The organism is Luteitalea sp. TBR-22 (assembly GCF_016865485.1).
Lineage (GTDB): Bacteria > Acidobacteriota > Vicinamibacteria > Vicinamibacterales > Vicinamibacteraceae > Luteitalea.
Genome location: NZ_AP024452.1, coordinates 5,356,714 through 5,383,087 on the forward strand (window position 1 = coordinate 5,356,714; position 26,374 = coordinate 5,383,087).

Annotated in this window: 16 protein-coding genes; 1 reads left to right on the forward strand and 15 read right to left on the reverse strand. The window is 70.0% G+C overall.

Translation table 11 applies throughout. The annotated features are described in order from the left end of the window. Positions 1 to 42 precede the first annotated feature (42 nt). The 7 genes from TBR22_RS22235 to TBR22_RS22265 all read right to left on the reverse strand — a co-directional run bounded on the left by TBR22_RS22235 (position 43) and on the right by TBR22_RS22265 (position 9,938). A complete protein-coding gene (locus TBR22_RS22235) occupies positions 43 to 1,080 on the reverse strand; it encodes a hypothetical protein (protein ID WP_239490029.1) in 1,038 nt (345 codons plus the stop codon). After that, positions 1,077 to 1,691, reverse strand: coding sequence for an RNA polymerase sigma factor (locus TBR22_RS22240; RefSeq protein ID WP_239490030.1), 615 nt, complete (start codon positions 1,689 to 1,691; stop codon positions 1,077 to 1,079). The genes TBR22_RS22235 and TBR22_RS22240 overlap by 4 nt, the downstream gene beginning before the upstream one ends. A 198-nt stretch (positions 1,692 to 1,889) precedes the next feature. Next, positions 1,890 to 2,786, reverse strand: coding sequence for a UDP-3-O-acyl-N-acetylglucosamine deacetylase (gene lpxC, locus TBR22_RS22245; RefSeq protein ID WP_239490031.1), 897 nt, complete (start codon positions 2,784 to 2,786; stop codon positions 1,890 to 1,892). 197 nt (positions 2,787 to 2,983) lie between these two features. Further along, positions 2,984 to 5,851: an excinuclease ABC subunit UvrA gene (gene uvrA / locus TBR22_RS22250; protein WP_239490032.1), complete on the reverse strand. Its 2,868-nt coding sequence runs from the start codon at positions 5,849 to 5,851 to the stop codon at positions 2,984 to 2,986. Positions 5,852 to 5,898: 47 nt separating this feature from the next. Beyond that, on the reverse strand, positions 5,899 to 7,704 hold the full coding sequence (locus TBR22_RS22255) for a CRTAC1 family protein (RefSeq protein ID WP_239490033.1): 1,806 nt from the start codon (positions 7,702 to 7,704) through the stop codon (positions 5,899 to 5,901). A 91-nt stretch (positions 7,705 to 7,795) separates the two neighbouring features. Next, positions 7,796 to 8,446, reverse strand: coding sequence for a response regulator transcription factor (locus TBR22_RS22260; protein ID WP_239490034.1), 651 nt, complete (start codon positions 8,444 to 8,446; stop codon positions 7,796 to 7,798). 124 nt (positions 8,447 to 8,570) lie between these two features. Beyond that, positions 8,571 to 9,938: a sensor histidine kinase gene (locus TBR22_RS22265; protein ID WP_239490035.1), complete on the reverse strand. Its 1,368-nt coding sequence runs from the start codon at positions 9,936 to 9,938 to the stop codon at positions 8,571 to 8,573. A 22-nt stretch (positions 9,939 to 9,960) separates the two neighbouring features. Here TBR22_RS22265 and TBR22_RS22270 point away from each other — a divergent pair, with 22 nt between their 5' ends. Beyond that, a complete protein-coding gene (locus TBR22_RS22270) occupies positions 9,961 to 11,553 on the forward strand; it encodes a VCBS repeat-containing protein (protein ID WP_239490036.1) in 1,593 nt (530 codons plus the stop codon). Between the two features lie 142 nt (positions 11,554 to 11,695). Here TBR22_RS22270 and TBR22_RS22275 read toward each other — a convergent pair whose 3' ends face one another. The 8 genes from TBR22_RS22275 to TBR22_RS22310 all read right to left on the reverse strand — a co-directional run bounded on the left by TBR22_RS22275 (position 11,696) and on the right by TBR22_RS22310 (position 26,195). Then, positions 11,696 to 13,915 (reverse strand): VWA domain-containing protein, encoded by a 2,220-nt coding sequence (locus tag TBR22_RS22275; RefSeq protein WP_239490037.1) that lies wholly within the window; start codon positions 13,913 to 13,915, stop codon positions 11,696 to 11,698. 69 nt (positions 13,916 to 13,984) lie between these two features. Next, positions 13,985 to 14,851, reverse strand: a complete 867-nt coding sequence (locus TBR22_RS22280; RefSeq protein ID WP_239490038.1) for a sugar phosphate isomerase/epimerase — start codon at positions 14,849 to 14,851, stop codon at positions 13,985 to 13,987. Between the two features lie 40 nt (positions 14,852 to 14,891). Then, the gene (locus TBR22_RS22285) at positions 14,892 to 15,353 is read right to left on the reverse strand and encodes a BLUF domain-containing protein (RefSeq protein ID WP_239490039.1); all 462 of its coding nucleotides are present in this window, start codon (positions 15,351 to 15,353) and stop codon (positions 14,892 to 14,894) included. 61 nt (positions 15,354 to 15,414) lie between these two features. After that, positions 15,415 to 17,520, reverse strand: a complete 2,106-nt coding sequence (locus TBR22_RS22290; RefSeq protein WP_239490040.1) for a VWA domain-containing protein — start codon at positions 17,518 to 17,520, stop codon at positions 15,415 to 15,417. Between the two features lie 96 nt (positions 17,521 to 17,616). Next, on the reverse strand, positions 17,617 to 19,779 hold the full coding sequence (locus TBR22_RS22295; protein ID WP_239490041.1) for a VWA domain-containing protein: 2,163 nt from the start codon (positions 19,777 to 19,779) through the stop codon (positions 17,617 to 17,619). A 147-nt stretch (positions 19,780 to 19,926) separates the two neighbouring features. Further along, the gene (locus tag TBR22_RS22300; RefSeq protein WP_239490042.1) at positions 19,927 to 21,141 is read right to left on the reverse strand and encodes a tetratricopeptide repeat protein; all 1,215 of its coding nucleotides are present in this window, start codon (positions 21,139 to 21,141) and stop codon (positions 19,927 to 19,929) included. Then, on the reverse strand, positions 21,138 to 22,355 hold the full coding sequence (locus TBR22_RS22305; protein ID WP_239490043.1) for a tetratricopeptide repeat protein: 1,218 nt from the start codon (positions 22,353 to 22,355) through the stop codon (positions 21,138 to 21,140). Before TBR22_RS22305 ends, TBR22_RS22300 begins: the two co-directional genes overlap by 4 nt. Positions 22,356 to 22,583: 228 nt before the next feature. After that, on the reverse strand, positions 22,584 to 26,195 hold the full coding sequence (locus tag TBR22_RS22310) for a carboxypeptidase regulatory-like domain-containing protein (RefSeq protein ID WP_239490044.1): 3,612 nt from the start codon (positions 26,193 to 26,195) through the stop codon (positions 22,584 to 22,586). Positions 26,196 to 26,374: the final 179 nt, after the last annotated feature.

The window sequence follows — 26,374 nt, forward strand, 5'->3', positions numbered from 1 at the left end:
GATCGGCGTTCGCGTTAACCGTCAACCGTCAGACGTCAACCGTCACCTCCCGTCGTTCCACTGCTGCCGCCAGGTGCGCCACCAGGAGGTGGTGCCGAGGCCGAGCGCGTCCCACCACGCGTCGCGCATGGCGCGGTTGCCGGCCAGCACGCCCTCACGCGTCACGCCGGCAGGCATCGGCACGAGGGTGTCCAGGCGGTCGACGACCTGCGGCACCAGCGAGGCGTCCACGCGCGTCAGCAGGTGCCACAGCGTCAGCGCGTCCTCGCGACGCGCCTCCCGGAGCACGACCGTCAGGGGGCCGGCCTGGGCGACGACGTCGTCGGCCAGGTCGAGCGCATCGACGGCCTCGCGAAGGGCGGCGGGGGCGTCGACGTAGGCCGGGATGCCCGGGCCGCGGCCAGGGTAGGTGCGTCCGGTGGCGCCAGCGGGGATGAACGCCTCTCGGCCCTGGTGCTCGAAGCCGACCCAGCCGCCCTCGACGGTGATGAGGCCGCGCCCGGCGTCGTCCACGGTCAGCGTGTAGGCGCAGCCGAGGTCGACGGTGGTGGCCGACGGCGTGTCGATCACGAACTGTCCGGGCGGCGCCCAGATCTGCGCCTGAATCGTGCCGCGCACCAGCTCGGCGCGGTGATCGCCGGGCGCCGCCGTCGTGACGCGGAGGCGAGACCCGGGAGCCACCTCCAGCCTGCCGATGCGGCCCACGAACATCACTGCCGACGCTCCCGCGCCGGTCTCGATCCAGCGCCCCTCGGCGATGCGCGCGTGGCGGGCGAGGGGGGCGGCGGCCAGTGTCGGCAGGCCTTCCACGCGTGCCACCCGCCAGGGGTCGCCTCCGACGTCGGGGCGCGGCATCCGCGTCGCCACGCCGACGGCCACCAGCACCACCGCGGCGGCTGCCAGGCAGGACCGCCACGGCAACGGTGACCACGACGCCCCCGACGCTGACAAGGCCAGCGCCAGCGGCTCCGGACGCGCGGCGAGCGGTGCGAGCAGCGCCTCGAGGCGCTGCACGTCCGGGTCCGGCACGCCGGTGCCATCCCAGAGGTACTGCTCGTCGTCCAGCGGGTCAGTGCTCACGGCGATCTCCTGGCAGGCGCAGGGTCGAGGGCCTGCCGCAGCAACTTCATCCCCCGGCACAGGTTGACGCGCACCGAGTCGGGCGTGAGGCCGGTACGCGAAGCAATCTCCGGGCCGGTCATCCCCTCCACCAGCCGCAGCACGAGCGATTCGCGATAGGCGTCGGGCAACTGCCGGATGGCCTCGAGCGCCCGGGCGGCGTCCAGCCGTGCGATGGCGGTCGCCTCACCTCGCTCGCCGACCGCCGCGTCGAGACGATCCGGACCATCGATGGCCGGCGATGCCTGCACGAGACTGCGGGCCTGTCGGCGCGCGCTGTCGATGCGCTGGTGGCGCGCGATGGCCACCACCCAGCCTGCGAAGGCAGCAGGGTCCCGCAGCGTGCCCAGTTGCCGCCAGGCGGCCAGGAAGACGTCCTGGACGAGGTCGTCGACCTGTTCGCGGGTGGCGCGCCCGAGCAGCACGCCGTGCACGACCCGCGCATGCCGACGGTACAGGGCGTCGAAGGCCACGAGGTCACCTGCCTGTGCCGCGAGGACCAGCGGCACATCGTCGGCCGGCGTCCAGGTGGACGCCCGCGGCGCCTCGCGGGCGGTTGGCGGAAGGGACACGTGTCAGAAGAAGGACGTCGGCAGGGCGCGGAGCGTTAACACGACCGGGTGCCGGGTTCGGACTCCCGACTCCCGACTCCCGACTCCCGATTCCCGACTCCGGACTCCCGATTCCCGACTCCCGAAAACGAAAAAGGCGGCTCCGCGGAGCCGCCCTCGTCGTCCTGACGGCCACAAGGCCGCCCGGGTGCTGTCTGCCTAGCTGACCACCGTCACGGGCACGCCCACGACGTCGGTGGCGGCCTGCGGCGCCTCCACGTACGTCCAGGCGTCGCGCTGTTCGAGGAGCGAGGTGCCGAGCGCCGTGTGCAGGGCATGGCCGCCCCGGTGAGCGACGACATGGCCGATGATCGGCGCGCCCACGAGCGCGAGGTCGCCGATCGCGTCGAGGATCTTGTGGCGAACGAACTCGTCGTCGAAGCGGAGCGTGTTGTTGAGCACGCCGGTCTCGCCGAGCACCACCGCGTTGTCGAGGGAGCCGCCGAGGGTCAGGCCCTGCTGGCGGAGCATCTCGAGGTCCTTCAGGAAGCCGAAGGTCCGCGCCGGCGCGAGTTCTTCGGCGAACGAGTCCGGGGTGACCACGATGGAGCGGCTCTGGTGGCGCAGCAACGGGTGGTCGAAGCTGATGGTGTAGCTGATGCGGAAGTCGTCGGCCGGGTAGATCGCGATGTGCTTGTCGCCCTTGGCCAGGCTGATGGGGCGGAGGACCTTCAGGTAGCGACGAGGCGCGCCCAGCTTCTTGATGCCGGCTTCCTGCAACAGGTACACGAACGGCGCCGAACTGCCGTCCATGATGGGCACTTCGGGAGTGTTGAGCTCGATGGCGACGTTGTCGACGCCCTGGCTGACGAGGGCCGCGAGCAGGTGCTCGACGGTCTCGACGCTGGCGCCCGCGAACGAAAGGCCGGTCGCGTAGTTGAGGCTGGCGACGTGCTCGACGCGGGCCGGGATTTCGAGGCCCCCGAGGTCGGCGCGACGGAAACGGATGCCGTAATCGGCAGGCGCCGGCCGGAGCGTCAGGGTGACGCGGTGGCCCGAGTGCAGGCCAATCCCGGCGCAGGTGATGGAACGACGAAGAGTCCGCTGCGAAGTCATTCAGCTCTCAGATCAAAGGGCACCGAACTGCTGCCGGGCGCTCTACAAGCAAGACTGATACCGCGACGACTCGTTTCGCCAACATTCCAGCAAGTCCAATCATCACAGCCATTTGCAACCTAAACACGAGCTTGGAGCCGGTCACCGGTCAAGGTCACTGTTGCGCTCGTGACACGCTCATCCCTGATGGAGTGTGGCTATGCAACCACACTGACGTCTCGGTTCCGCCGTCCACGACCTGTAGGGGCCGGCGTGGCTTCGGCCAGAAAGGCACCGGTATGGGAGCCTTTCACCCGCGCCACCTGCTCGGGCGTGCCATGAGCCACCACGCGACCGCCGCCGCTCCCGCCCTCGGGTCCCAGGTCGATCACGTGGTCGGCCGACCTGACGACGTCGAGGTTGTGCTCGATGACCACGATGGTGTTGCCCTGGTCCACCAGTTGATGGAGCACGTCGAGCAGTTTGGCGACATCCTCGAAGTGCAACCCCGTGGTCGGCTCGTCGAGGATGTACAAGGTCCGGCCGGTGCCGCGGCGCGACAGTTCCTTGGCCAGCTTCACCCGCTGGGCTTCCCCGCCGCTCAGGGTCGTGGCCGATTGCCCCAGCTCGATGTAGCCCAGGCCCACCTGCTGCAGCGTGCGCAGCTTGTTGGCGATGGACGGGAAGCTCTCGAGGAGCGGCAGCGCCTGGTCGACGGTCAGCTCGAGGAGGTCGGCGATCGACTTGCCGCGGTAGCGCACCTCGAGCGTCTCGCGGTTGTAGCGGCGGCCCTTGCACTGCTCGCACGTCACGTAGACGTCGGGCAGGAAGTGCATCTCGATGGCCATCACGCCGTCGCCCTGGCACGCCTCGCACCGGCCGCCCTTGACGTTGAACGAGAAGCGACCGGGCTTGTAGCCCCGCTGGCGCGACTCGGGCAGCATCGCGAACAGGTCGCGCATGAACGTGAACAGGCCGATGTAGGTCGCCGGGTTGCTGCGCGGCGTCCGGCCGATCGGCGACTGGTCGATCTGGATGACCTTGTCGATGTGTTGCAGCCCGTCGATGCGATCGTGCGCGCCCGGGGCGTCGGTGGCGCGATACAACTCCCGGGCGAGCGTCTTGTAGAGGATCTCGTTGACGAGCGTGCTCTTGCCCGATCCGCTCACGCCGGTGACGGCGATGAACAGCCCGAGCGGGAACGTCACGTCGAGGTCCTGCAGGTTGTGCTCGCGGGCGCCGGTGATGCGCAGGGCGGCCTTGCCGGGTGCGCGGCGCGTGCGGGGTGCCACGATCGTGCGCTCGCCGCGCAGGTACATCCCGGTGACGCTCGCGTCGCTGCTCGCCAGCAGCTCCGCGGGGGTGCCCTGGAACAGCAGCTCGCCGCCGTGCTCGCCGGCCCCCGGGCCGAGGTCCACGAGGTAGTCGGCCGTGCGGATCGTCTCCTCGTCGTGCTCGACGACGAGCACCGTGTTGCCGAGGTCGCGCAGCCGCTCGAGCGTCTGCAGCAGCCGACGGTTGTCGCGCTGGTGCAGCCCGATCGACGGCTCGTCCAGCACGTACAGCACGCCGCTCAGGCTCGACCCGATCTGCGTCGCCAGGCGGATGCGCTGGCCCTCGCCACCCGAGAGGGTCACCGCCGATCGGGCCAGCGTGAGGTAGCCGACGCCGACGTCGTTGAGGAACCGCAGCCGCTCACGGATCTCCTTCAGGATGCGTCCGGCGATGAGCTCCTCGCGCGGCGCCAGCTCGAGACCGTCGAACACCTTCGACGACTCGCTCACCGGCAGGGACGTGAGCTCGACGATCGTGTGGCCCTTGACGCGCACCGCGCGGCTCTCCGCCTTGAGGCGGGCGCCCTCGCACGACGGGCACGTCGCCAGCGCGCGATACGGCTCCAGCGCCTCCCGTTCGGTCCACGTGCCCTCGTCGTAGCGCCGACGGAGGTTCGGCAGCAGGCCCTCGAAATCGGCGCCGAAGGGATCGGCCGGCGCCTTGCGGCGCTTGCCAGACGGCGCCTGCGCGCCCGGGGCGCCCAGCAGCAGGATCTCGCGCGCCTTCTTCGACAGCTTGCGGATCGGCACCTCTGGATCGATGCCGTGCACCTCGTGGAGACGCGCCAGTGCATCGCGCACCAGCTTCACGTCGCCCTTCGCCCACGGCTCCACCGCGCCCTCGGCGAGCGACTTGCCGGGATCCGGGATCACGCGTCCGGGGTCGAAGTCGTACACCGATCCGAGGCCCTGGCACGTCCCGCACGCGCCGTGCGGCGAGTTGAACGAGAAGGCGCGCGGCGTCAGCTCGGGCACGCTGATGCCGCAGTCGGCGCACGCGAGGCGACGTGAGTACAGGCGATCGCCGCCATCCCACGTGTTGATGATCACGAGGTCGTTGGCCAGCGCCAGCGCCGTCTCGATCGACTCGCCGAGGCGCCGCTCCATGCCGGGCTTGACGATCAGCCGATCCACGACGACGTCGAGCGTGTGGTTGCGGCGCTTGTCCAGGACGATCTCGTCCTCGAGCGACTTCAGCTCGCCGTCGACGCGCACGCGCGTGAAACCGCGCTGCCGCCACGCCGCCAGTTCCTTCTTGAACTCGCCCTTGCGGCCGCGCACCACGGGCGCGAGCACGTTGATCCGCTCGTCGCCGGGGAACTGGCGCGCGAGGTCGAGGATGCGGTCCACCGACTGGCTGGCGATCGGCAAGCCGCACTTCGGGCAGTGCGGCTGCCCGAGGTTGGCAAACAGCAGCCGCAGGTAATCGTAGATCTCGGTGACCGTGCCCACCGTCGACCGCGGATTGGACGCGGTCGTCTTCTGCTCGATGGAGATCGCCGGCGACAGCCCGTCGATCAGGTCGACGTCGGGCTTCTCCATCTGCTCGAGGAACTGGCGCGCATACGCCGACATCGACTCGACGTACCGGCGCTGGCCCTCGGCATAGATCGTGTCGAAGGCGAGCGACGACTTGCCCGACCCCGAAAGCCCGGTGATCACGACCAGGCGATCGCGCGGCAGATCGACGTCGATGTTCTTGAGGTTGTGGACGCGCGCGCCGCGCACCGAGATGCGCTCGTCGGAGGTCATGGGCAGTAGGTCTGGGCCGGCGGCACCGGACCCAAACCTCGATTGTATCAGCGGCGGTACGCCGTCCGGCCCACCACACCCCGCCCCTCCACCACGTCATACCGGCTCCCGGCCGCCAGCCGACCCAGCCGTTCGGGTGGTCGCCCCGGCCACTCGACGACGACCTGCTCGAGCGCCGTGGCGGCTCCCAGCCCGACGGTGAGGACGAGTTCGGACTGCGACAGGTAGCTCGATCCGGTCCGCACGACGCGGCTGACACGCTGGCCGTTGGCCACGCCGGTGACGCGCGTGCCCACGGCGTCGCGATTGGCCGCGGTGCCCCGGAGCCGCAGGCCGACCACGCCGCCCCGTGGAGTCGAGTCGTTGCGGAACAGCTGCGCGGGCCCGCCGTTGGACGTCACGACCACGTCCGGATCGCCGTCGCCGTCCACGTCGGCGAACGCCGCCCCACGGCCGATGCGTGCCGCCGCGAACGCCGGTCCGGCCGCGCGGGCCACGTCGTCGAAGCGGCCCTGGCGGTTGACGAACAGATGAGGCGGCGACGCCTCGCCGGGCGAGCGCGTCAGCGACGGGTCGAGCTGGCCGTTCACCACGAGCAGGTCCTGCCACCCGTCGAGGTTGACGTCGAAGAAGAAGCAGCCCCAGCCCAGGGTCTGGCGGGTCGCCCGCCCGACCGCGCTCTGCGGCGCCGCATCGACGTAGACGCCGGCCTCCTGTGGCACGAACAGTCCCAGCATCTCGCCCGAGAAGTTGGTGACGGCCACCGACGCCCGGCCGGAGTTGTCGACGTCGGCGGCATCGACGCCCATCCCGGCCCGCGCCCGGCCGTCGGTGCTGAACGCCACGCCGCTCTGCAGGCCGAGTTCCGCGAACGTGCCGTCGTGGTTGTTGCGGTACAGCCGGTTGGGCACCGTGTCGTTGGCGACGAACAGGTCCGGCCAGCCGTCGCTGTCGTGGTCGAGCACGGTGGCGCCGAGCGCCTTGCCCGTCACGTCGAACAGGCCGGCCTTCGCCGTGACGTCGACGAAGCGCCCCTGCCCCGCGTTGCGGAAGAGCCACGACGTGCTGCCGCGGTACGCCTGCGGCGTGCAGTAGGTCTTCTGCCGGCCATCGGCGCTGCAGTAGAGGTCGGTCTGCGGCGTCCACTGCACGTAGTTGCACACGAGCAGGTCGACCAGGCCGTCGCGATCGACGTCGACCCACAACGCGCAGGTGCTGAATCCACGGTGCGCCGCCAGCCCCGCACGTGCCGTGACGTCGGTGAACCGCTCACCACGCTCGTTGCGCAGCAGCGTGATCCCGCCCACCGAGGTCAGCACGACGTCGGTCCAGCCGTCGTTGTCCATGTCGGCGGCAGCCACGCCCATGCCATACCGTAAGGGCGTGTCGGCAGTCGGCAGTCGGCGGTCGGCAGTCGACGCTGTCTGAGCCTTGAGCCCTGAGCCCTGAGCCTGCTTTGTTTGCCCCTTGAGCCCTGAGCCCTGAGCCTGCGGTTGCAGCCCCGTGGCAATGGACACGTCGGCAAAGCGCCCCGTACCGTCGTTCCGGTACAGGGTGGCCCAACGATTGCCGCCGCCCCCGGGGAACAACCCGTGCACGAACAGCACGTCCTGGTCGCCGTCGTTGTCGTAGTCGAGGAACGCCGCGCCGGCGCCCATCGTCTCGGGCAGGAACTTGCGGCCCGCCGCGCCGTTCCGGTGCACGACCGCGATGCCCGCCTGCTGCGTGACGTCGGTGAGCGTGATGCGCGGCGCGGGCGTCTGCGCGGTGAGCAACACGCCGAGGGCGCAGACGAACACGAGCGCCCACGCGCGCCCGGCGGCCTTCGTCAGGGGGCGATCGGCCTTCGTCATGCGGCCTTCGGCCTTCGGACTTCCGTCTTCCGCCTCCACCCTTCGCCCCTTGAGCCGTGAGCCATGAGCCTCGAGCCGTCAGCCGTGACTACTACTCGGGCAGCACGAGCCCCTTGCGAACAGCGTACAGCACGAGTTCCGCGGCCTTGTGGACGCCGAGCGTGCTCATCAGGTTCGCGCGATGCACCGCGACCGTGTTGACCGACAGGTTGAGCAGCGACGCGATCTCCTTGTTGGACTTGCCGTGCGCGATCAGCTGCAGGACCTGCTTTTCCCGCTGCGTCAGCTTGTCGAACGCGTCGTCTTCGCCCTGCTGATCCTGCTTCTCGCGCAGCGCCCGAATCAGCACGTGCGAGAGTTCGGGGCTCAGGTACTGCTGTCCGCCCGCCACGGCACGCACGGCGCGGGTGAGGTCGGTCTCGAGCGCGCTCTTGAGGATGTACCCCGAGACGCCGGCGTCGAGCGCACTGCGGACGTACTGCGCGTCCGAGTACATGCTCAGCACGAGAATGCGTGTCTCCGGCCTGTCGCGAAGGATCTCGCGTGCCGCGTGGATGCCGTTGGCGTCGGGCATCGACATGTCCATCAGGACGACGTCGGGCCTGGCCTGGCGCGCGAGGGCGACGCCGTCCTGGGCATTGCCGGCCTCGCCGACCACCGTGAAGCCCGGCTCCTCCTCGAGAATCCGCCTGAACCCCTGGCGCACGAGGGCATGATCGTCGACGAGGATGACGCGGATCACAGGCAGACTCCCAGAATCGCAGAATTGCAGAATTTCATGATGGCGTGAGGAGGCTCGGCCAGGTGATCGAGATGGTAATGAAATTCTGCCATTCTGAAATCCTGGAATCTTCCGACCGCCCTGATCATGCCGTCGCCGACGGCGGAATCGGTACGGGCACCCGCACGCGCACCCGCGTGCCGCCCAGCGGGGAGGCGCCGAGGAGCAGGGTGCCCCCCATGAGCGCGGCGCGCTCGCGCATGCTCGTCAGCCCCAGGCCGGGCCTCGAACCCGCCTCTCCCAGCCCCCGGCCATCGTCCTCCACCGTGAGTTCGAGATGGTGCTCGCCGCGATGTGCGCTGACGGCCACCTCGGACGCGCCGGAATGGCGGACGACGTTGGTGAGCGCTTCCTGCAGGATGCGGTAGAGGTGTGTCGCCATCTCGCCGGGCAGGCCCGCGAAGTCGCCGGTCGTCTCCACCACGATGGGCAGTCCGGTCTGGCGCGCCACGAGTTCGACGTGCGACCGCAGCGCGTGCTCGAGCCCGAAGTCGTCGAGGACCACCGGGTGCAAGGCGCGCGATCGCTGGCGGATGCCGTCGAGGACCTGCTTGGCGAGGTCCTGCAGTTCGCCCAGCTCGCCGGCAAGCGTGGCGGCCGGCGCCGCGCCCTGCTCCACCCGCCGGCGGGTGCGCGACAGCCCGAAGCCGAGCGCGGTCAGCACCTGCCCGAACTCGTCGTGGAGCTCCCGGGCGAGCGCCGACTGCACGTCCTCCTGGAGGCGGATCATGCGCCAGGAGAGTGCCCGGCGTTCGGCCGACACCTGTTGGAGCGCGATGATGCTGCGTCGCACGGCGTGGACCACCGTGCCCCCGGCCAGGAGCAGCGCGAACACCAGGCCGACGCTGAGCCAGAGCATCTGGCGGTCGACCGCGTCGTACACGGCCCGCGCCCGCGCCGTCCCCTCGTCGTCGGCGCGCGTGTTGGCGATCAGCAACTGCGACACCTGGTGCGCCAGTTCGGCCTGCCGCGCCGTGCCATCGGAGGTGAAGATGGCAATCGCCTCGTCGTCGCGCGAGGCGCGGGCGGCAGCGAAGCCGCGATCGATGGCCGCCCACAGGCGCGCCGCGGCCTCGTCGAGCTGGCGCGCCTGCGCGGCAGGTCGCGCGACGGGCGCGAGGTCGCGCTCGCGGGTGAGCGCCTGATCGAGGTCGACGCGCAGGCGGGCGAACGTCTGCTGCCACGCCGAGAGCGGATACGGCTCGCTGCGGTCGACCATGTCGCGCAACGTGTCCTCGATGGTGGCGACGTTGCTGGCGATGCGGATCAGCTGCAGCGTGTCGAGGCGATGCCGCTCGGTGAGCGCGACCTGCTCGTCGCGCAACCGGCGGACCTCGAGCCGGGCGTACCACGACGCGCCGACGACCATCAGGGCCGCGAGGAGCACGCCGGCGACCAGCCACGCCACGGGGCGGCGTGGTGCGGCGGGTTCGGGGTTCGCGGCGTCGGACATGGGAGAGGCTAGACTGGCGGACATGCACCTGCAGGCCTGGGACCGAGCGCGACGACCGGCGCTGCGCTGGCTGATCGCCCTCGCCCTGCTGGGGGGTGCCCCGGCAGTCTATCCGAGCGCCTCACCCGCCGCGACGGCGACGACTGGCGGCCCGGCCGCCCTGCCGCCCGATCTGCCGGTCGCCACCGAGGCCGAAGTGCGCCAGCGATGCGGCACGGTGTGCCACAGGATGCCGCCGCCCGACATCCTGCCGCGCGCCGCCTGGCGCGACGAGCTGGTCCGCATGCAGCTGATCATGGATGGCGTCCCGGAGCCGGCCGGGATGATGGGCGCCGCCACGGCGATGATCCCGTTGCCGCCCGACATGCTCCGCATCCAGCGCTTCTACGAGCAGGGCGCGCCGGAGGCACTGCCGGCCCACACGCCGTGGCCCGCCGGGCCATCACCGGCGGACTTCGACCGCGAGGCCCTGCGCCTCGAGGGACAGCCCGGGGCCTCGCTGCCCGCCGTGGCCAACGTCCGGCTGCTCGATCTCGATGGCGACGGCGCCGCCGAGATCGTCGCGTCGGACATGCGCGCCGGCCTGGTGATGGCTGGCCCGACGTCCAAAGGGGCAACGCTTCGCGTGATCGCCGAAGTGCCGCATCCGTCGCACATCGAGCGCGTCGACCTCGACAAGGACGGCCTGCAGGACCTGCTGGTCGGCGACCTCGGGTCGTTCCAGCCCGCCGATCACACCAACGGCGCCATCGTGTGGCTGCGGCGCGGCAAGGACGGCGCCTACACGCCCATCACGCTCGCCCGCCAGCTCGGACGGGTCGCCGACGTCCGCGCCGCCGACTTCGACGGCGACGGCGACCTCGATCTCGTGGCCGCCGTGTTCGGCTGGCGGAAGACCGGCAGCCTGCTCCTGCTGCAGAACCAGACGAAGGACTGGAAGTCCCCGCAGTTCCTGATCGCCGAGCTCGATCGCCGCCACGGCGCCATCCACGTGCCGGTCACCGACCTCAACGCCGACGGCCGGCCCGACATCGTCGTGCTCTTCGCGCAGGAGCACGAGACGGTGGCGGCGCTGGTCAACGCGGGCAACGGCACCTTCCGCACCGAGACGATCTTCGAGGGGCCCCACCCGAACTGGGGGTCGTCGGGCATCGAGCTGGTCGACATGGACAAGGACGGCGACCTCGACGTGCTGCACACGCACGGCGACACGTTCGACGACTTCATCCTGAAGCCGTATCACGGCATCACGTTGCTCGAGAACCGGGGCAGTTTCCCGTATGTGGCGACGTCGATTGCCTCGCTGCCCGGCGCGCATCGCGCCCTGGCGGCCGACCTCGACGGCGACGGCGACCTCGACATCGCGGCGGCGGCGATGGTGGCCGGCGGCGGTGGCCCCGCCGAGGCCACGCTGCCCGCGGTGGTGTGGCTGGAGCAGACGGCGCCGGGCACGTGGGCCCGCCACCCGATCAAGGTCGGCACTCCTGCCTACGCGACGCTCGACGTCGGCGACATCGACAAGGACGGACGGCCCGATCTGGTGGTCGGCTCGTTCGCGTTCGGCAGGCCGATGGACTCGGTGGTGGACGTGTGGCGGAATCGCAAGGCGCGCTGACTGGGCACCTTCCTGACGTTCCCTGACCGTCGACCTGAAGGTCGACGGCTACGTCGGGTGGTGGCTGGGTGTTCGGGCGTCGAGCGTTTCGCGTCCGGCGCTCGACGTCAAACGTCAAATGTCAGACGTCAAACGTCAAACGTCAATCGATGCTGAACGTCGCGGTCTTGCTGTCGCTGCCGCGCTCGTCCTCGACGAGCACGCGCAACTGGTACACGCCGCGCGGCAAGCCGTCGATCGGGATGCGCTGCAGTTGCGGCAGCTGCCCGCGCGCGTCGAGCGCGGTCGGCGTCATCGGTAGCGCACTGACCACCCGGCCCTGCGACAGCAGCTCGAGGCGAATCGCGGGGCGCGAGCCCGGCCGGCCATACGCCGTGAAGAAGAAGGCCAGTTCGCGATCCTGCCTGGTGCGGACCGGCACGCCGACGTCGGGGTACAGCAGCAGATCGCCGACGTAGAGCGGGTTCTTCTCGTCGCGGTCGGCCGCCGCCACCTGCTCGGCGCGCCGCACGATCACCACGCTGCTGACGCGCGGGTGGGCGGCCCCGGGCGAGGGCACCGTCACGGTGGAGATGCGCGCGCTGCTGCGCTGCGACCGGGCGTCGTACACCATCGCCTCGACGCTGTAGGCGCCGGGCAGGAGCTCCGGCTGGCGGTAGAACAGGATCTCGCCGCTTCTGGCCGACGCGAGTTCCTCGATGCGCCCCGAGAGCAGGTACTGCTGGCTGGTCTTGTAGGCGACGCGCCCGCGCGTGTCGCGGACGCGCACGACGATCACGGCCTCGGCCGCGTACGTGCCCTGCGCCTCGTCCTTGTCGTAGGCGAGGGCGTCCACGCGCAGGGCCACCAGGATCGGCGTCAGGCCGGGCCGGGCGGCCTCGGGGAACGACAGGCCGCCGGCGCTGATCGGGAACGCGTTGGGCAGCGGCGTCCTGTCGAGCAGGGCCAGCGGCACGCTCTCGTAGCCGAGGATCGGCATGGGGCTCAGCGATCGCACGGCGAAGTAGCCGCGACGCGCGAAGACGCGCGTCGCCGGGCGCTTCACCTTCACGTCGATCGTGCGGAACTGGCCGTCGAACTGCTGGTTCGACGGCGCGTACGTGAGCACGTAGTGGAAGCGCATGTCCTCGTCGATGCGCTTGAACGCCGACTGCAGGTTGTTGGTGTCGCGCACCAGGAAGCCGCCGGTGTCGCGCGCCAGGTCGCCCAGGCCGGTGTGCGGGTCCATCCTGAGCATGTCCTCGTTGCGCTCGAGGATGCGCAGCATCGAGCCGGTCAGCGGCAGCGAGCCCGATTCGTTCTGCACGATGCGATCGACACCAGCCGCCGTCATCTCCCGGCGCACGTCGCCCACCGTGCTCTCGGCGCGCAGCCCGGACGCGTCCACGGTGTAGATGGTCACGTTGGCGCGGTTGGCCGTGTCGACCACCGACCGGAACGCCGCCTGGGCGGCCGGCGGGACGGCCAGGCCCTCGGAGAAGAAGACGATCGTCTTGCGGCCCGGCGTGTCCTGCAGGCTGGCCACCACCGCCAGCAGCGCATTGGTGGTGCTGTACCCCTGCTGCTCACGCTCGAGCGTGTCGAAGATCTCGAGCATCCGCGACTCCATGCGGTTCTGCGCGAGTTCCACCTCGATGCTGCCGATCGCCTGCGTGCCGGTCGGGCCGGGATTGCCGCGGTTGGCGGCCACGGTGGCCGTCAGCTCCGGGCCGAGCACCTGCCGTCGCTCCTGCAGTTCCACGATGCGCCGGTCCCGCTGCTGGAACTGCGAGGCATTGAGCCCGCCGATGCGCTGCAGCCCCGCGCGCACGGCAGCGGGGTCACGCGTGAAGGGCTGCACCAGGTTGACCTGCAGGTCGATGGCGAAGACGCCCATCGCGTCGGGCAGCGCGTCGGCGGTCATCGGGATGCCGCTCAGGGCCGCCCGCTGGGCCAGCGCGCGGTTGTCGGCCGACAGGCGGTCGAACACCAGCGCCGTGAGCCCGGCCGCATCGGGGACCGCAGCCGGATTCGCGGCAGCGTCACCGGATGCCCCACCGACGCGCGTCACGCCGTCGCGCTTGCGCGCCGCCACGGCGATGCCGGCGCCGCGGTTGGCGATCGAGAACGACCCGACGGTCTGCCGCAGGCCGTCCTCGTAGAGCTCGAAGTCCTCGGGCGTGAGGTCGGTGACCAGCTGGCCCTTGCCGTCGCGCACGACGACGTCCACGACGATGGCGGTCGACGACGTCTCGAAACGGGGGGGCTGCGCGCCCTGCCCCGGCGCGGCGGGATTGGGGCGCGTCTGCGCCCACACCACGCCCGTGAGGAGGACGGCGAGTACGGCCGCCAGGGTCCGTCGACGAGGAGGTGTAGGTGACATGGGCGACCTGCCGGAAAGCGCGCCAACGGCGCGGTGAGACACCGCGCCCTGCCTGTAGAGCGCGGGAACCTACGCGAGGGCCGCGGCAATCCCTCGCATGTACGACAGCGACTCGAGCATCCCCGGCACCGGGTCGTCGGCCTTGATCTCGTACTCGAGGGAGACGTGGCCGGCGAACTTCGTCCGGACCAGTTCCTTGAACACGCCGACCACCGGCAGGATCCCACGCCCGACCTCGACCTGGCTGTCCTTGTTGGTGCCGTCGGTCAGGTCCTTGATGTGCAGGTCGAGCAGGCGTGGCCCGGCCAGCGCCACGGTCTTGACGACGTCGGCGCCGGCGCGCGTCGCGTGGCCGATGTCCATGCACACGCCCATCCGCGGGTCGCGCTTGTCGATCTTCTTCAGCACGTCCGACGGGGCGGGCCACCACGGGTCTTCGGTGCCGTGGTTGTGGATGGCCGCCTTGATGTCGAACTCCTTGACCATCTTCTCGAGCAGGTCGAGGGTGTCCGGCGCCGGCGAGCACACCACCAGCGGCATGCCGGCGGCCTTGGCGTACTCGAAGTCCTTGCGCATCGCCGCCTCGTCGGCCGTCTTCCACGTGAGCGTGCCGCCGCCCATGATGGTGATGCCGGCGTCCTCGAACTCCTTGCGCGCCGCCCGGATCTGCTCGGGCGAGTCGGTGCGCGCCAGGTGCACGTCCTTGATCGTCACGTACTTGACGTTGAGCTGCTTCAGCGCGGCGATCGCCTTGTCGCGCGGGAACTTGCGCAGCGAGTAGGACGCGACGCCGATCTTGAGCGGCAGCGGCTTCGGGGCCGTCGACTGCGCGGCAGCCGGCACGCTGACGGCCAGCGACCCGAGGGGCGCGGCGGCAGCCAGGCCCGCCAGTTGGAGCATCGAGCGACGGGAGAGGACGGACGAGGACGAGGACACGGGCACTCCTTGCGGGTCGACCTGACCGGGAAACGGCATCTCAGGCCAGGTCGGGTAGCCTGGTGGCGGCCGGACGCGCGGTGGCGTGCGCCCGGAATTCCTTCAACAGCGACAGCGCCAGTGCGTTCTCGGCCTGCGGCTCCTGCCTTGGCCCGAACGCCGCGATCAGCCGATCGAACCTGTCGCGGTCCACCTCGCCGGACTGATCGACGTTGAGCAGGCCCATCGCCCACCCCTCGAACACCCGGGCAGGGATGGGGCCATCGAGCAACAGCTCGATGTCGGTGTGGCGCGCGTCACGGGCGATGCGGTCGTAGGTCAGCAGGAGCGGCTGGCGGCGTCCCTCGAGCAACTGGAGAAAGTGCCCGCGGCCGTACAGCAGGAGGCCGGTGAGGCCGTCCTGCTCGTTGCGACGCTGCGAGTACGCCACCAACTGCGCCAGTTCCGCCATCGTCCAGTCGCGCGTCGAGCGACTGAGGTACAGCATGTGAAACAACGCCATCGCTGCCCGGAGGATACCGCACCCGCCATCCCACCGGTATGCCCGGCCCGGCGCCAGCACGCTACGGGGTCACGGTGAACCGCGTCGCGCGCGAGAGCACGTGCCCGGCGACGGGCACCCTGACCCGCAGGTCGTAGGTGCCGGGGGCGAGTTCGGCCACCGGCAGTGAGGCGATCTGCTGGATCCGGCCTCCTTCGCCGGGCGGCCCGAGGGCGAGTTGCGCCGCGCCGACCACCTGCGAGCCGCGGGCCACCTCCACGTCGACGCCGGACACCGGTGCGCCCATCGGCACCACCGAGAACGCAAACGTGAGATCGGCCGCACGGGCCCGCGAGACCGTCTGCCCGACCTGCGGAAACAGCAGCACGCCGTCGTGCAGCAACGGACTGCGTCGCTGCGTGCCCGTCATCGCGCCCCGCTGCGCGTGCTGCACCACGAACACGCTGCCGAGCCGCGGCAACCCCGGCATCGGGCGGGGCACGTCGAGGCTCCCCACGCGCACGCTGGCACGCTCGGCCTGCATGTCCTGCACCACGGCCTCGACGACGTACGTGCCCGGCGGCAGCGACACCTGCCGGTGGAACAGCATCACCTGTGCCTGCGATGCCGGCATGTCGGCCAGGGCGCCTTCGAGCACGTACTGGTCGCTCGCCTTGGCGAGCACCTGGCCGTTGATGTCGCGGATGCGAAGCAGGAACACGGCCTCGGCCCGATACCGATCCCCCTCCTGCTCGTACCGGAAGTGCCGCGCGTCGGCCTGCACGAGCAACGGCACGATCGACACGTCCGAGTCGGCCGTCGGGAACACCAGGCGCTCGAGTTGCACCGGAAAGGCATTCGGCAAGCGTGAGGCCTCGAGCGCCGACACGGCCGGGGCCTCCCAGGCGTGCGTGACCAGGCCGCGGGTCGGCGCCACGGCGTAGTAGCCATGGCGGGCGCTCACCGTGACGCCGGGGCGACGGACCTTCACCTTGATGCGCCGGTACTTGCGGTCGTAGGTCGGGTTGGACGACACGTACGTGAGGACGTAGTGGTTGGCCATGTCCTCGGACACGCGCGTGAACACGCGCGCGAGGTCGTTGGTCGACTCGAGGTAGGCGCCACCGGTGTCGCGCGCCAGGCGACCGAGCGAGGCGGCCGGCGTGGACATCAGCAGCGCCTCGAAGCGCTCGACGCCGGCCAAGCTTCCCACCGAGTTGCCAGACGCCATCGCCAGGAGTCTGTTGCGCGGCTCCTCGAGCGGCGACACCGTCCGTAGGCCGGCCGCATCGATGGTGTAAATCGCGACGTTGGCGCGGTTGGCCGCGTTGATTACGTCCTGCAGCCGCCCGCGCAGCGACGGCCCCTGATCGAGTCCCTCCGACAGCAGCACCAGGCTCTTGCGCCCGGGGACGTCGGCCATCGTGCCGATGACGGCCAGCAGCGCATCCTGCGTGATGTTGCTGCGGAAGTCGCGCTCGGCCATCTCGAAGCCGAGCATCATCCGCAACTGCATCGCCTGGAGGTCGCCGATCGTCCCGGGCCTCGTCGTCCCGAGCGGCGGCGGCACGGCGCCGCCACCCACGCCGGTCCCGCCCGCCTGCAGGTCGAGGATGGCGGCCTGGTCCTGCCCGAACGGCAAGGCCTGGTTCTGACCGAGCACGTCCACGGCCTGGCGGATGCGGCGGTAGTCGCGCGTGAAGTTGGCCACCGGCTGCAGCGACATGCCGATCCCGAACACGCCGATGACACCCGGCGCCTCGGGCCCGTTGCCGATGAACTGCCGCGCGGCACGGTGCGCGAGCCATCGCGACTCCGGCGTGAGCCTGTCGAACACGATGGCCACCACGCCCGCGTCGCCGATCGAGTCGTCAGGGCGCACGCGCGCGCCGGGAGGCGGGGCGTCGATCTCGCCGGCCGTCATCACCCGCACGGCCTGCGACTCCCGCGCCGTGAACGAGGTGACGTACTGGACGACCCCATCCTCGCGGATCTCGAAGTCGTCGGCGGTCAGCCCCGTGACCGGGCGGCGGCCGTCGCCACGCACGACGACGTCCACGAGGACGGCGTCGGTGCGGAGGCGGAAGGTCGGCTCTGGATCCTGGGCAGGCGAGGGCTGCTGCGCCCGTGGCGTGGCGGCCACGCACGCACACGTGAACAGGGCGGCGGCGGCACGACGGAAAGTCATCGCTCGCTCCGGAACTCCGGCAGGAAGGCTGGCCCCTTCACGATACCGCAGGTCGCCAGTGCTTGAAGCTCGAGCGCCCGCGCCGCGGCACCCGCCTCACGGCGCCACGGTGAAGCGCGCCGACCGGTTGACCGCGACCGTCCCCGCCTGCACCGCCATCCGGATCTCGTAGCTGCCCGGTTCGAGGGCCTCGATGGGCAACCTGCCGATCTGGCGAATGATGCCGTCCGCTCCGGCAGCATCGAGCGTGATGGGAGCCTGGCCGATCACCTGCCCGCTCCTGACCAGCGTCATCGTCGCGCCGGTCGCCGGCGACTTGCCCGGTTGGACCGTGAAGGCGAACGCCACCTCCTTGGTCGCAGCCTTCGACAGCGGCTCGCCGAGGTTGGGATACAGCAGCGTCTCGCCGAAGTACAGCGGGTTGGTGGCGTCTCGTTCGGCCTGCGGCACCTTCTCGGCACGCTGCACGATCATCAGGCTGCTGACGCGCACCGGCGAGGCCGTCGGCGCCGGCACTTCGAGGCTGCTGATCCGCACGCTCGACTTCGCCGTGTGCGTGTCGTAGACGATCGCCTCGAGGGAGTAGAGGCCCGGCGGCATCACCGGCTTGCGGAAGAACACCACGCGCCCCGCCTGGGAGTTGGCCAACTGCGCCGCGGCCCCGGACAGGGTGTACTGCTCGCTCATCTTGGCGAGCACCTGCCCGTTGGCGTCGCGGAGTCGGGCGATGACGACGGCCTCGGCGCTGAAGCCCTCTGCTCCGTTGCTGTAATCGAGGTGCCTGGTGTCGAAGCCCACGAGCACGGGCACGGTGGCCTGCGACTCACCGGTCGGGAACACCAGCGCGCGCGCCGTGATCGGGAAGTTGTTGGGCAGCGGCGACGACTCGAGCAGCGCCAGGCCGGGCGCCTCGTAGGCCAGCACCGGCGAGCCGTCGGCGCTCGGCGGCACCGCGTAGTAGCCCTTGCGGTGCGACACGGTGAGGCCCGGCCGCTTCACCTTCACGCTGATGCTGCGGAACTTGCCGTCGAACGCCGGCTTGCTCGACGAATACGTCAGCACGTAGTGCGCCCGGATGTCCTCCGACACACGCGTGAAGCCCTTGTCGAAGTTGTTGCTGCCGGCGATGAGGAACCCGCCGGTCTCGTTGGCGAGCTGCCCGAGTCCCGACGAGGGATCCATGCGCAGGCGATCCTCGTTGCGCTCCAGGTAGCGCGAGGCGGCGCCGCCGGCGCCGATGTTGCGCTCGCCGTTGTCGAGCCGACCCGCCGCGTAGGCGTTGATCTCGTCGCGGGCCTCGGCCTGCGTGCTCTCGGCGCGCAGGCCCTTGGCGTCCATCGCGTACACGGCCACGTTGGCGCGGTTGGCCTCGTCGATCAGCGCCAGGAAACGCGGCATCACGTTGGGCGGGATCACGAGCCCCTCGGAGAAGAACAGCACGCTCTTGCGGCCCGGCACGAGCTTGAGGGAGTTCACCACGGCCGTGAGGGCGTTCATCGTGCCGTAGCCCGCCTGGTCGCGCTCGAGCATCGTGTAGGTCTCCGACATGCGCTGCTGCATCTGCGCCATCTGCAGGTCGGCGCCCGCCGCGCCCTGCGCCGCGCCCGCCTGTGGCGTCCCGGTGCCGATGCTCGCCAGGGTGTTCTGCAACTGGTTCACGCGCTGCTGGTCGGCGCGTGACTCGGCCAGGGAACCGGAGGGCTGCGAACCGGTGCGCGTGCCGACCTTGTCGAGCGCGGCGCGGATGGTCGCGCCGTCGCGCGTGAAGCCCTGGATGACCTCGAGGCCCCAGTCGGTGGCGAACACGCCGGTGACGTGCGGGCTCTCGGCGCCCTTGCCGACGTACCGGTCCGCGGCGAGGGCGGTGAGGCGGCGCGAATCGGGCGAGAGCCGATCGAACACGAGCGCCACCACCGAGGCGCTGCCTGCCGATCCCGATGGCCTTGCCGCCGCCGTCGTCCCCACCACGTTGACGGCTCCCGTCGTCGCCGGCAGGATGCCCGCCTCGGCCGACGGCAGACGGAACGATCCCACCTGCTGCGGCACGCCGTCCTCGAGCACCTCGAAGTCGTCGGCCGTGAGGTCGGTGACCGGCAGCCCCTTCTTGTCGCGGACCACGAGGTCGACGACCACCGCGGTGACCGACGCGGAGTCGCCGCCGCTGGCTCTGCGAGGCGCCTGATCCTTCGCGCCGAGCGGCGCGAGGGCCAGTACCGCGACGAGCAGTCCACCGATCCCTCGAGTCGTGCGCGTGTGCATGTGCGTGTGCCAGTCCTGTCCGTCGCCCAAGGGCGACGGCTACATCCGGTGAAGGGAGCGCCGACTCTCCCAGGTGTAGGCGTCGGCCTTGGCCGACGCCTGCGGCGTTCCCGCGTCAGACGTCACACGCGACGCGTGAAACGTCACTCAGGGCGTGATCCCACCCACCGCGGTCACGCCGTTGCGCTGCAGGCGGCTCAGGCGGTCGAGGCGGGTGAACTCCGCGCGCGCTTTCGCCGCATCCGCCTCCCGCCCCGCCCTGGCGTACGCCTTGGCCAGCGAGAAGTACACGCTGGGGCTGTTGGGCTCCAGCGTGCGGCTCTGCTCCAGCGAGGCAATCGCCGCATCGACCTCGCCGGCCTCGAGCTGCACCTGCCCCAGGAGCCGATGCGCGATGAAGTCGGTCGGCGCGAGCGCGAGCGCCTTCTCCGCGTGCGGCCGCGCCTTGGCCGCGTCGCCGCGCTTCAGGTACTCGCCGGCCAGTTGGACGTGCGACGTCGCGTGCCCCGGCTGGATCGTCAGCTCGCGCTCGAACTCGCGGATCGCACGGTCGGGATCGTCGGTGAGCAGGAAGACGGCGAAGGCGTAATGGACGTTCGGCGTCTCGGGGTACCGGAGCACCAGTTCCTCGAACGCCGTGCGCGCCGCGGGCGCGAGGCGCATCGCCATGAAGTAGCTGCCGCGCCCGGCCATCAGCACCATCTCGCGCTTCTCGGCGGGCACTTCGGAGGGCAGCAGCGGCATCCGCAGGGTGGCCACGCCCATCGCCTCGATCACCTGCGGCGAGTCGTTGCCCTCGAGGGCGAACTCGCCGATGGTGTTGAGCGCCAGTTCGAACTGGCCGAGGCGCGTCATCGCGAGACCGGCGTGGAAGCGGGCCACCGAGCCGATCTCGGCGTTGCCGCTGACGCCGAGGGCCTTGGCCTGCATCAGGTCGGCGAGCGCCTCGGGATAGGCGCCCTGCCTGAAGGTGCAGAGGCCGCGGAACGCGAGCGCCGCGCCGTGCGACTTGTCGAGGCGCACGACGCGGTCGAAGGCGGCGCGGGCATCGGCCCATCGCTCGAGCTCGTAGAGCGAGGTGCCGAGATACCACCAGGCCTCGATCTGGCGGGGCGCGGCCTTCACCACCTGGCGATAGAGGTCGATCGCCGCCTCGAGGTCGCCGTCCTCACGCGCCGCGTTCGCCTTCACCATCGTCGGCCCGGCCGCGCGTGTCGTCGCGGGCGCGGCCTTGCTGGCACTGGCCTTGCCGACGCGCGAGCCGGGCGCGGCAGCGGGGGCGGTCTGCGCCGACGCGTCCAGGGACGCGACGAGGAGGCACGCCGCGAGCGAGGCGACGCGGCCCCCGGCAAGGAGGGTCACGGCCGGCGCTCCGGGGTGGGCGGCGCGCTCCCGGCGGCGGCCTTGGCCGCCTCGGCAGCCTTGGCGCCCGGCTGCTTGGCCTGGGCCTCGGCGTTGAGGCGCTCGATCACCGCGCGCATGCGGTCACCGTCCTCCCGTCGCTGCAGGCGGTAGTACACCGTCGCGAGCAGCACGTAGGCCTCGGTGAACGACGGCGAGTCCTTGACGATGCCCTCGAGCACGCCGCGGGCCTGCTCGGTCTCGCCGCGCGAGACGTGCAGACCGGCCAGCGAGAAGCGGGCGGTCGGGTCCTGAGGCCGCATGCGGAGGGCGCGGCGGATGTAGGGCTCGGCCTCGTCGAACTTCTGTTCGCGCTTGCGGAGGTCGCCGATCTCGAGGTTGGCCTGGAAGTCGTTCGGGTTGTTGGCCAGTTCGCTGGCGAACGCCTTGGCCGCGGCCTCCTGGTCGCCCGTCCGCAGCAGCGCCCGCCCCATCAGGCTGTGCACCAGTGGCAGCTTCGGATTGAGCGCCGCCGCCTTCTGGAGTTCGGCCAGCGCCGCCGGGTTGTCCGAGCGCCTGAGGTGCGCGGTGGCCATCAGCAGGTGCGCTTCGGCCGACTCGCCCTTGCTGAAGATGCGGTCGATGTGGCGCTGCCCCTCGTCGAGCCTGTCGGTCTCGATCAGCGCGCTGCCGAGGATGTAGGCGTAGGCGAGGTTGTCGCCGTAGTCCGACTCGTACAGCGCCAGCACGTCGATGGCCTGCTGGAACCGGCCCATCTGCAGGTAACAGTCGCCGAGCAGCAGGCGCGCATTCAGGTGGGCCTTGTCGAGGCGCAGCACCTCGGCGAACGCCTCGGCGGCCGACGGCACCTGCGCCGACTTGTAGTAGGCGAGCCCCAGATTGAGCTGGAACGCGACGTTCTTCGGGTCGGCCTCGACGGCCGTCCGGTACTCCTTGATCGCCTCGTCGTAGCGCCCGAGCCGCACGTAGGCGGCCCCGAGGTTGGAGTGCGCGCCAGGGTTGTCGGGGTTTAGGTTCAGCGACGCCTGGTAGGCGGCGATGGCGCCGAGGATGTCGCCGGCCTGATGCAGTTCGAGCGCCTGCTGGAACAACGACTCGGCCGTGGGCCTCTGGGGGCCGGCCGGGCGCGTCTGCGCCCCCACGGGCGCGCCGGCGACCAGCAGCACGAGCGCCAGCGACAGCCCACGCGCGCGCGATGTGTTTCGGTGGATCACGGTGGATCGATTCTAGACCGGGAATCGGGAGTCGGGAGTCGGGAGTCGGGAGTCGGGAGTCGGGAGTCGGGAGTCGAAGGCCACGTGCCGTGGCGAGCGGCGGTGCTGGACGTGAGGTCCGGCCTCCGACATTCCGGCATCGCAGCATCGCGGCATTCCCGACGGCGACCGAACGAAAAAGGGCCGGGATGGCATGCCACCCCGGCCCCTCTTGTGAGCGGTCGCTCCCTAGAAGTAGTACTTCAGCGCGAACTCCACCACGCGGCGGCCGCGCAGCAGGTTGATCTTGCCGAAGTTGCGGATCGTGTTGTCGGTGAAGCGGAACCCGCCGGTGGGGTCGCACACGTTGTCGACCGTGCCGCCCGCGCCGTTGGGCACGCCATTGACCGTCACGTTGCACTGCGTCTCGAGCATCAGGTCGATGTCGTTGGTGAGGTCCGACCGGACGCCGGCATAGGCCATGTTGAACAGGTTGAAGAACCCGACGCGGAACTGGATGCGGTTCTCGTTCGGCAACCGGAAGTCCTTGAAGATCGTCAGGTCGTGGTTCATGCGCGTCGGGTAGCGCAGGTTGTACGGCGGGTTGATGTCCCCCACCTCGCCTGCGGCCGGGTTCGGCAGCCGGATGGCGTTGATGTCGAAGAGCTTGTCGCCGAGGCTGCTGTTGCCCGTGCGCGGGTCGGAGACGTACACCGGCGCGAAGGCGCCCGTGCGGTCACCGACGAACGACGGCGTGCCGAAGAAGTACTGCTCCATGCCGTCGGTGTTGATGGCACCGGTGAGGCGGAGGCGGATCGGGATGCCGCTGGCGACGGTGGAGATGCCCGACAGCTGCCAGCCGTTCAGGATGCCCTTGAGGATGGCCGGGCCGTCCTGGATGGGATCGGGCAGCACGGCGTTCCACGAGAAGTTGAAGATGTGCGTGCGGTCGCTCTCGAGGACGCCCTGCGACCGCGACGGATCGATCGGGTCGAGGGTCGAGTACTCGCCGCCGAGCGACCCGGTGGACCGGGCGAACGTGTAGGTGCCGAAGTACGAGAACTTGCTGCTCGTCTGGCGGCTGAGGGTGACCTGCAGCGAGTTGTAGTCGGTGATGCCGTTGTAGTCGAAGATCGTGACGCCCGAGTAGGCCTGGAACGGGCGGAACGAGTTGACCACAGAGACGGCCGCGGCCGAGCGGTGCAGCGGGTTGCGCATGTCGGCGTTGCCGATGACGCCGCCGCTGGACATGCCGCCGAGCGGGATCGCGTTGCCGTCGGTGCGGCTCACGAGGTCACGTCCCTTGGTGCCCACGTAGGCCGCCTCGATGACCTGCCCCCAGGGAATGCGCCGGGCATAGGAAATCGAGTAGCTGTGCGTCGTCGGCCACACGCGCTCGTCAGGGTCCACACTCGGCGTGTTGACGCCGATGGCGCCGCCACCGGCGCGGGCGAAGCCGTTCACCAGGCGCAGCGTGTCGTAGTTGAGGCCCTGGCCGCCGGCGAAGTCGGTGCCCACGTCGCCGGGCGACACGCCGGTGCGGTACGCGTTGGGCGCGATGCGCAGCGTGGTGTCGTATTCGACGTTGCCCATCGGGCGGTTGACGAACATGCCGTAGCCGCCGCGGATGACGTTGTTGCCGTCGCCGTCGATGTTCCAGGCGACGTTGACGCGCGGCATCCAGTAGGGGGCGCGGTTGCCGACCAGGTTCTTCTCCACCTGGCCCGTCGCCGCGTACCGGTAGCCGTTCAGCTGCTGGTACGTGCCGGGGTCGAGGAAGGTGCCCGCGTTGGCGTTGTAGAACGCCGGGTCGAACACGCCGCCGAGGCCGTTCACCTCGATGTTGTTCGGCATGTACGCCATACGGAGGCCGTACTCGAGGGTCAGGTTCGGCTTGACCTTCCAGCTGTCCTGCGCGAACACGTCGAAGTTCCAGGCGCGGAAGTTGCCCACCGGGATCTGCGTGCCCTGCTCGGCCTGCGCGAACTTGCCGATCATCATGTCGGCCACGGTGTTGCCGGTGCTGCCGCTCGCCCAGTTGGCGTAGATCAGCTGCACGTTCTCCTCGTTCTGGAAGTTCTGTTCCTTGGTCAGCTTGGTGGCGCTGCCGCCGAACTTCAGGCCGTGGGTGCCGACGATCTTCGTCAGCTTGTGGCTGATCTGCAGCGCGTCGTTGTAGGCGAACACGTCGTTGACCGGCGACCAGAGGTCACCCACCTGGCTGCCGCCCCAGCTGTGGATGGTCTGCAGGGGCAGGTAGGGGCTCGCCCCCGGGAACATGCCCTCGAAGTTGATCCCCACCTGGTCCTTCCGCACGCGCGACGGGTCACGGTAGTAGTTGTCGAGCGTCAGGCGGCTGTAGCTCACCAGCGTCTCGGCGGTCGTCGTCGGGCCGAGGACGTTGACGAGGTTGAACGAATAGCTGCGGCCGGCGCTGTCGGCGACGTTGGGCGTCGGCAGGGCGACCTGCGACGGGCCCCACCAGCCGCCGCGCGGCTGGTCGTTCAGCTCGGACTCGCGGGCGAACCGGACGTAGGCCTTGGTGTTGTTGTTGATGTTCCAGTCGAACCGCATCTTGAGGTCGTTGCGGTTCTGCGGCTCGAGGGCCGAGTACACGTAGTTGAACCGGTTGTTCGGATCCGAGTAGTTCGGATTCGGGTAGTTGTTCACCAGGTACTGGCCGAGCGGGTGGATGTAGGGCGCGATGTTGTTGTTGGGCGCCGGCTCACCCGCCCCCGGGAAGCCACCCGGGATGTTCACGACGGTCGGCATGTTGAGGTTCGACCCAGTGTTGGCATACAGCTCGCTGAAGTCGCCGCGCTTCATGCGCTCGGTCGGCACGGTGGTGAACCGCGAGCCGGAGTCGACGTTCTGCTTCTGGTACTCGTAGCCCACGAAGAAGAAGAACTTGTCGCGGTTCTTCGCGTAGTCCCAGCCCGGGATGATGATCGGGCCGCCGACGTTGCCGCCGGGGTACTGGTACGTGTCCTTCGGCTTCTCGGTGCCCGCGATCGAGTTGGACCGGTCGTTGGCGCTGAACTTCGAGTCGCGGATGTAGTCGTACAGGGTGCCGCGGAAGCGGGACGTGCCCGACTTGGTGACGGCGCTCACGCTCATGCCGCTCGAGCCGTACTCGGCAGCGTAGTTGGAGCTCTGGACCTTCACTTCCTGAACCATGTCGTTGTTCAGGGTGACGATCACGCCGCTGTTGGAGCCGATGTCGATCAGCGCCGAACCGTCGAGGCTGACGGTGTTGTTCGAGCTGCGGACGCCGTTGACCGTGTAGGCCTGCGTGTTGTTGCCACCCGAGCCGAAGCCGACGCTCTGCATCGTGCTCTGGTCGGGGGCGACGACGCCAGGGAGGATGCGGAGCAGCTCGAGCGAGCTGCGGCCGATGATCGACAGCTTGTCGATCTGCTCGGCCCGGAGCACGCCCTCACGGGCGCCCGTCTCGGTCTGGATGATTTCGGGCGACGAGGTCACCGAGACGACCTCGTTCAGCTGGCCGACCTCGAGCGCGACGTCGACGCCGCGGGTGTCGGCCGGCGACAGCACCAGTTTGGTCTGCTCGTACGTCTTGAAGCCCTGCAACTCCACCTTGACGGTGTAGGTGCCCGGGAACAAGCCGCTGAACAGGTAACCGCCACGATCGTCGGTGACCGTGTTGCGCGTCGCCTTGGTGCCTTCGTCGATGACCGTGACCGTGGCGCCGGGCAACACGCCTCCCTGCGTGTCGCTGACGGTGCCACGGACCGTCGCCGTGGTCGAACCGCCTTGCGCATGCGCCAACACCGGCATCGCCAGCGCCAGCGTTGCGGCCGCCACCCACCTCATCCTGCTGAACACTCCGAACATGGACATCTCGTCTCGTTGATGGGATCGTCGCGCGGCGAAAAGTGGGCTTCTCGTCCGCGCATGGATCAACAACTAGTACTTTCGAGTGAGGGGAGTATCTGGATCAGGCGGGTGGTTGTCAAGCACCAGAAGTCATTCAAATGAATGGAGTTAGAGTCGAACGCCCGACAGCCCGCGAGAACCGG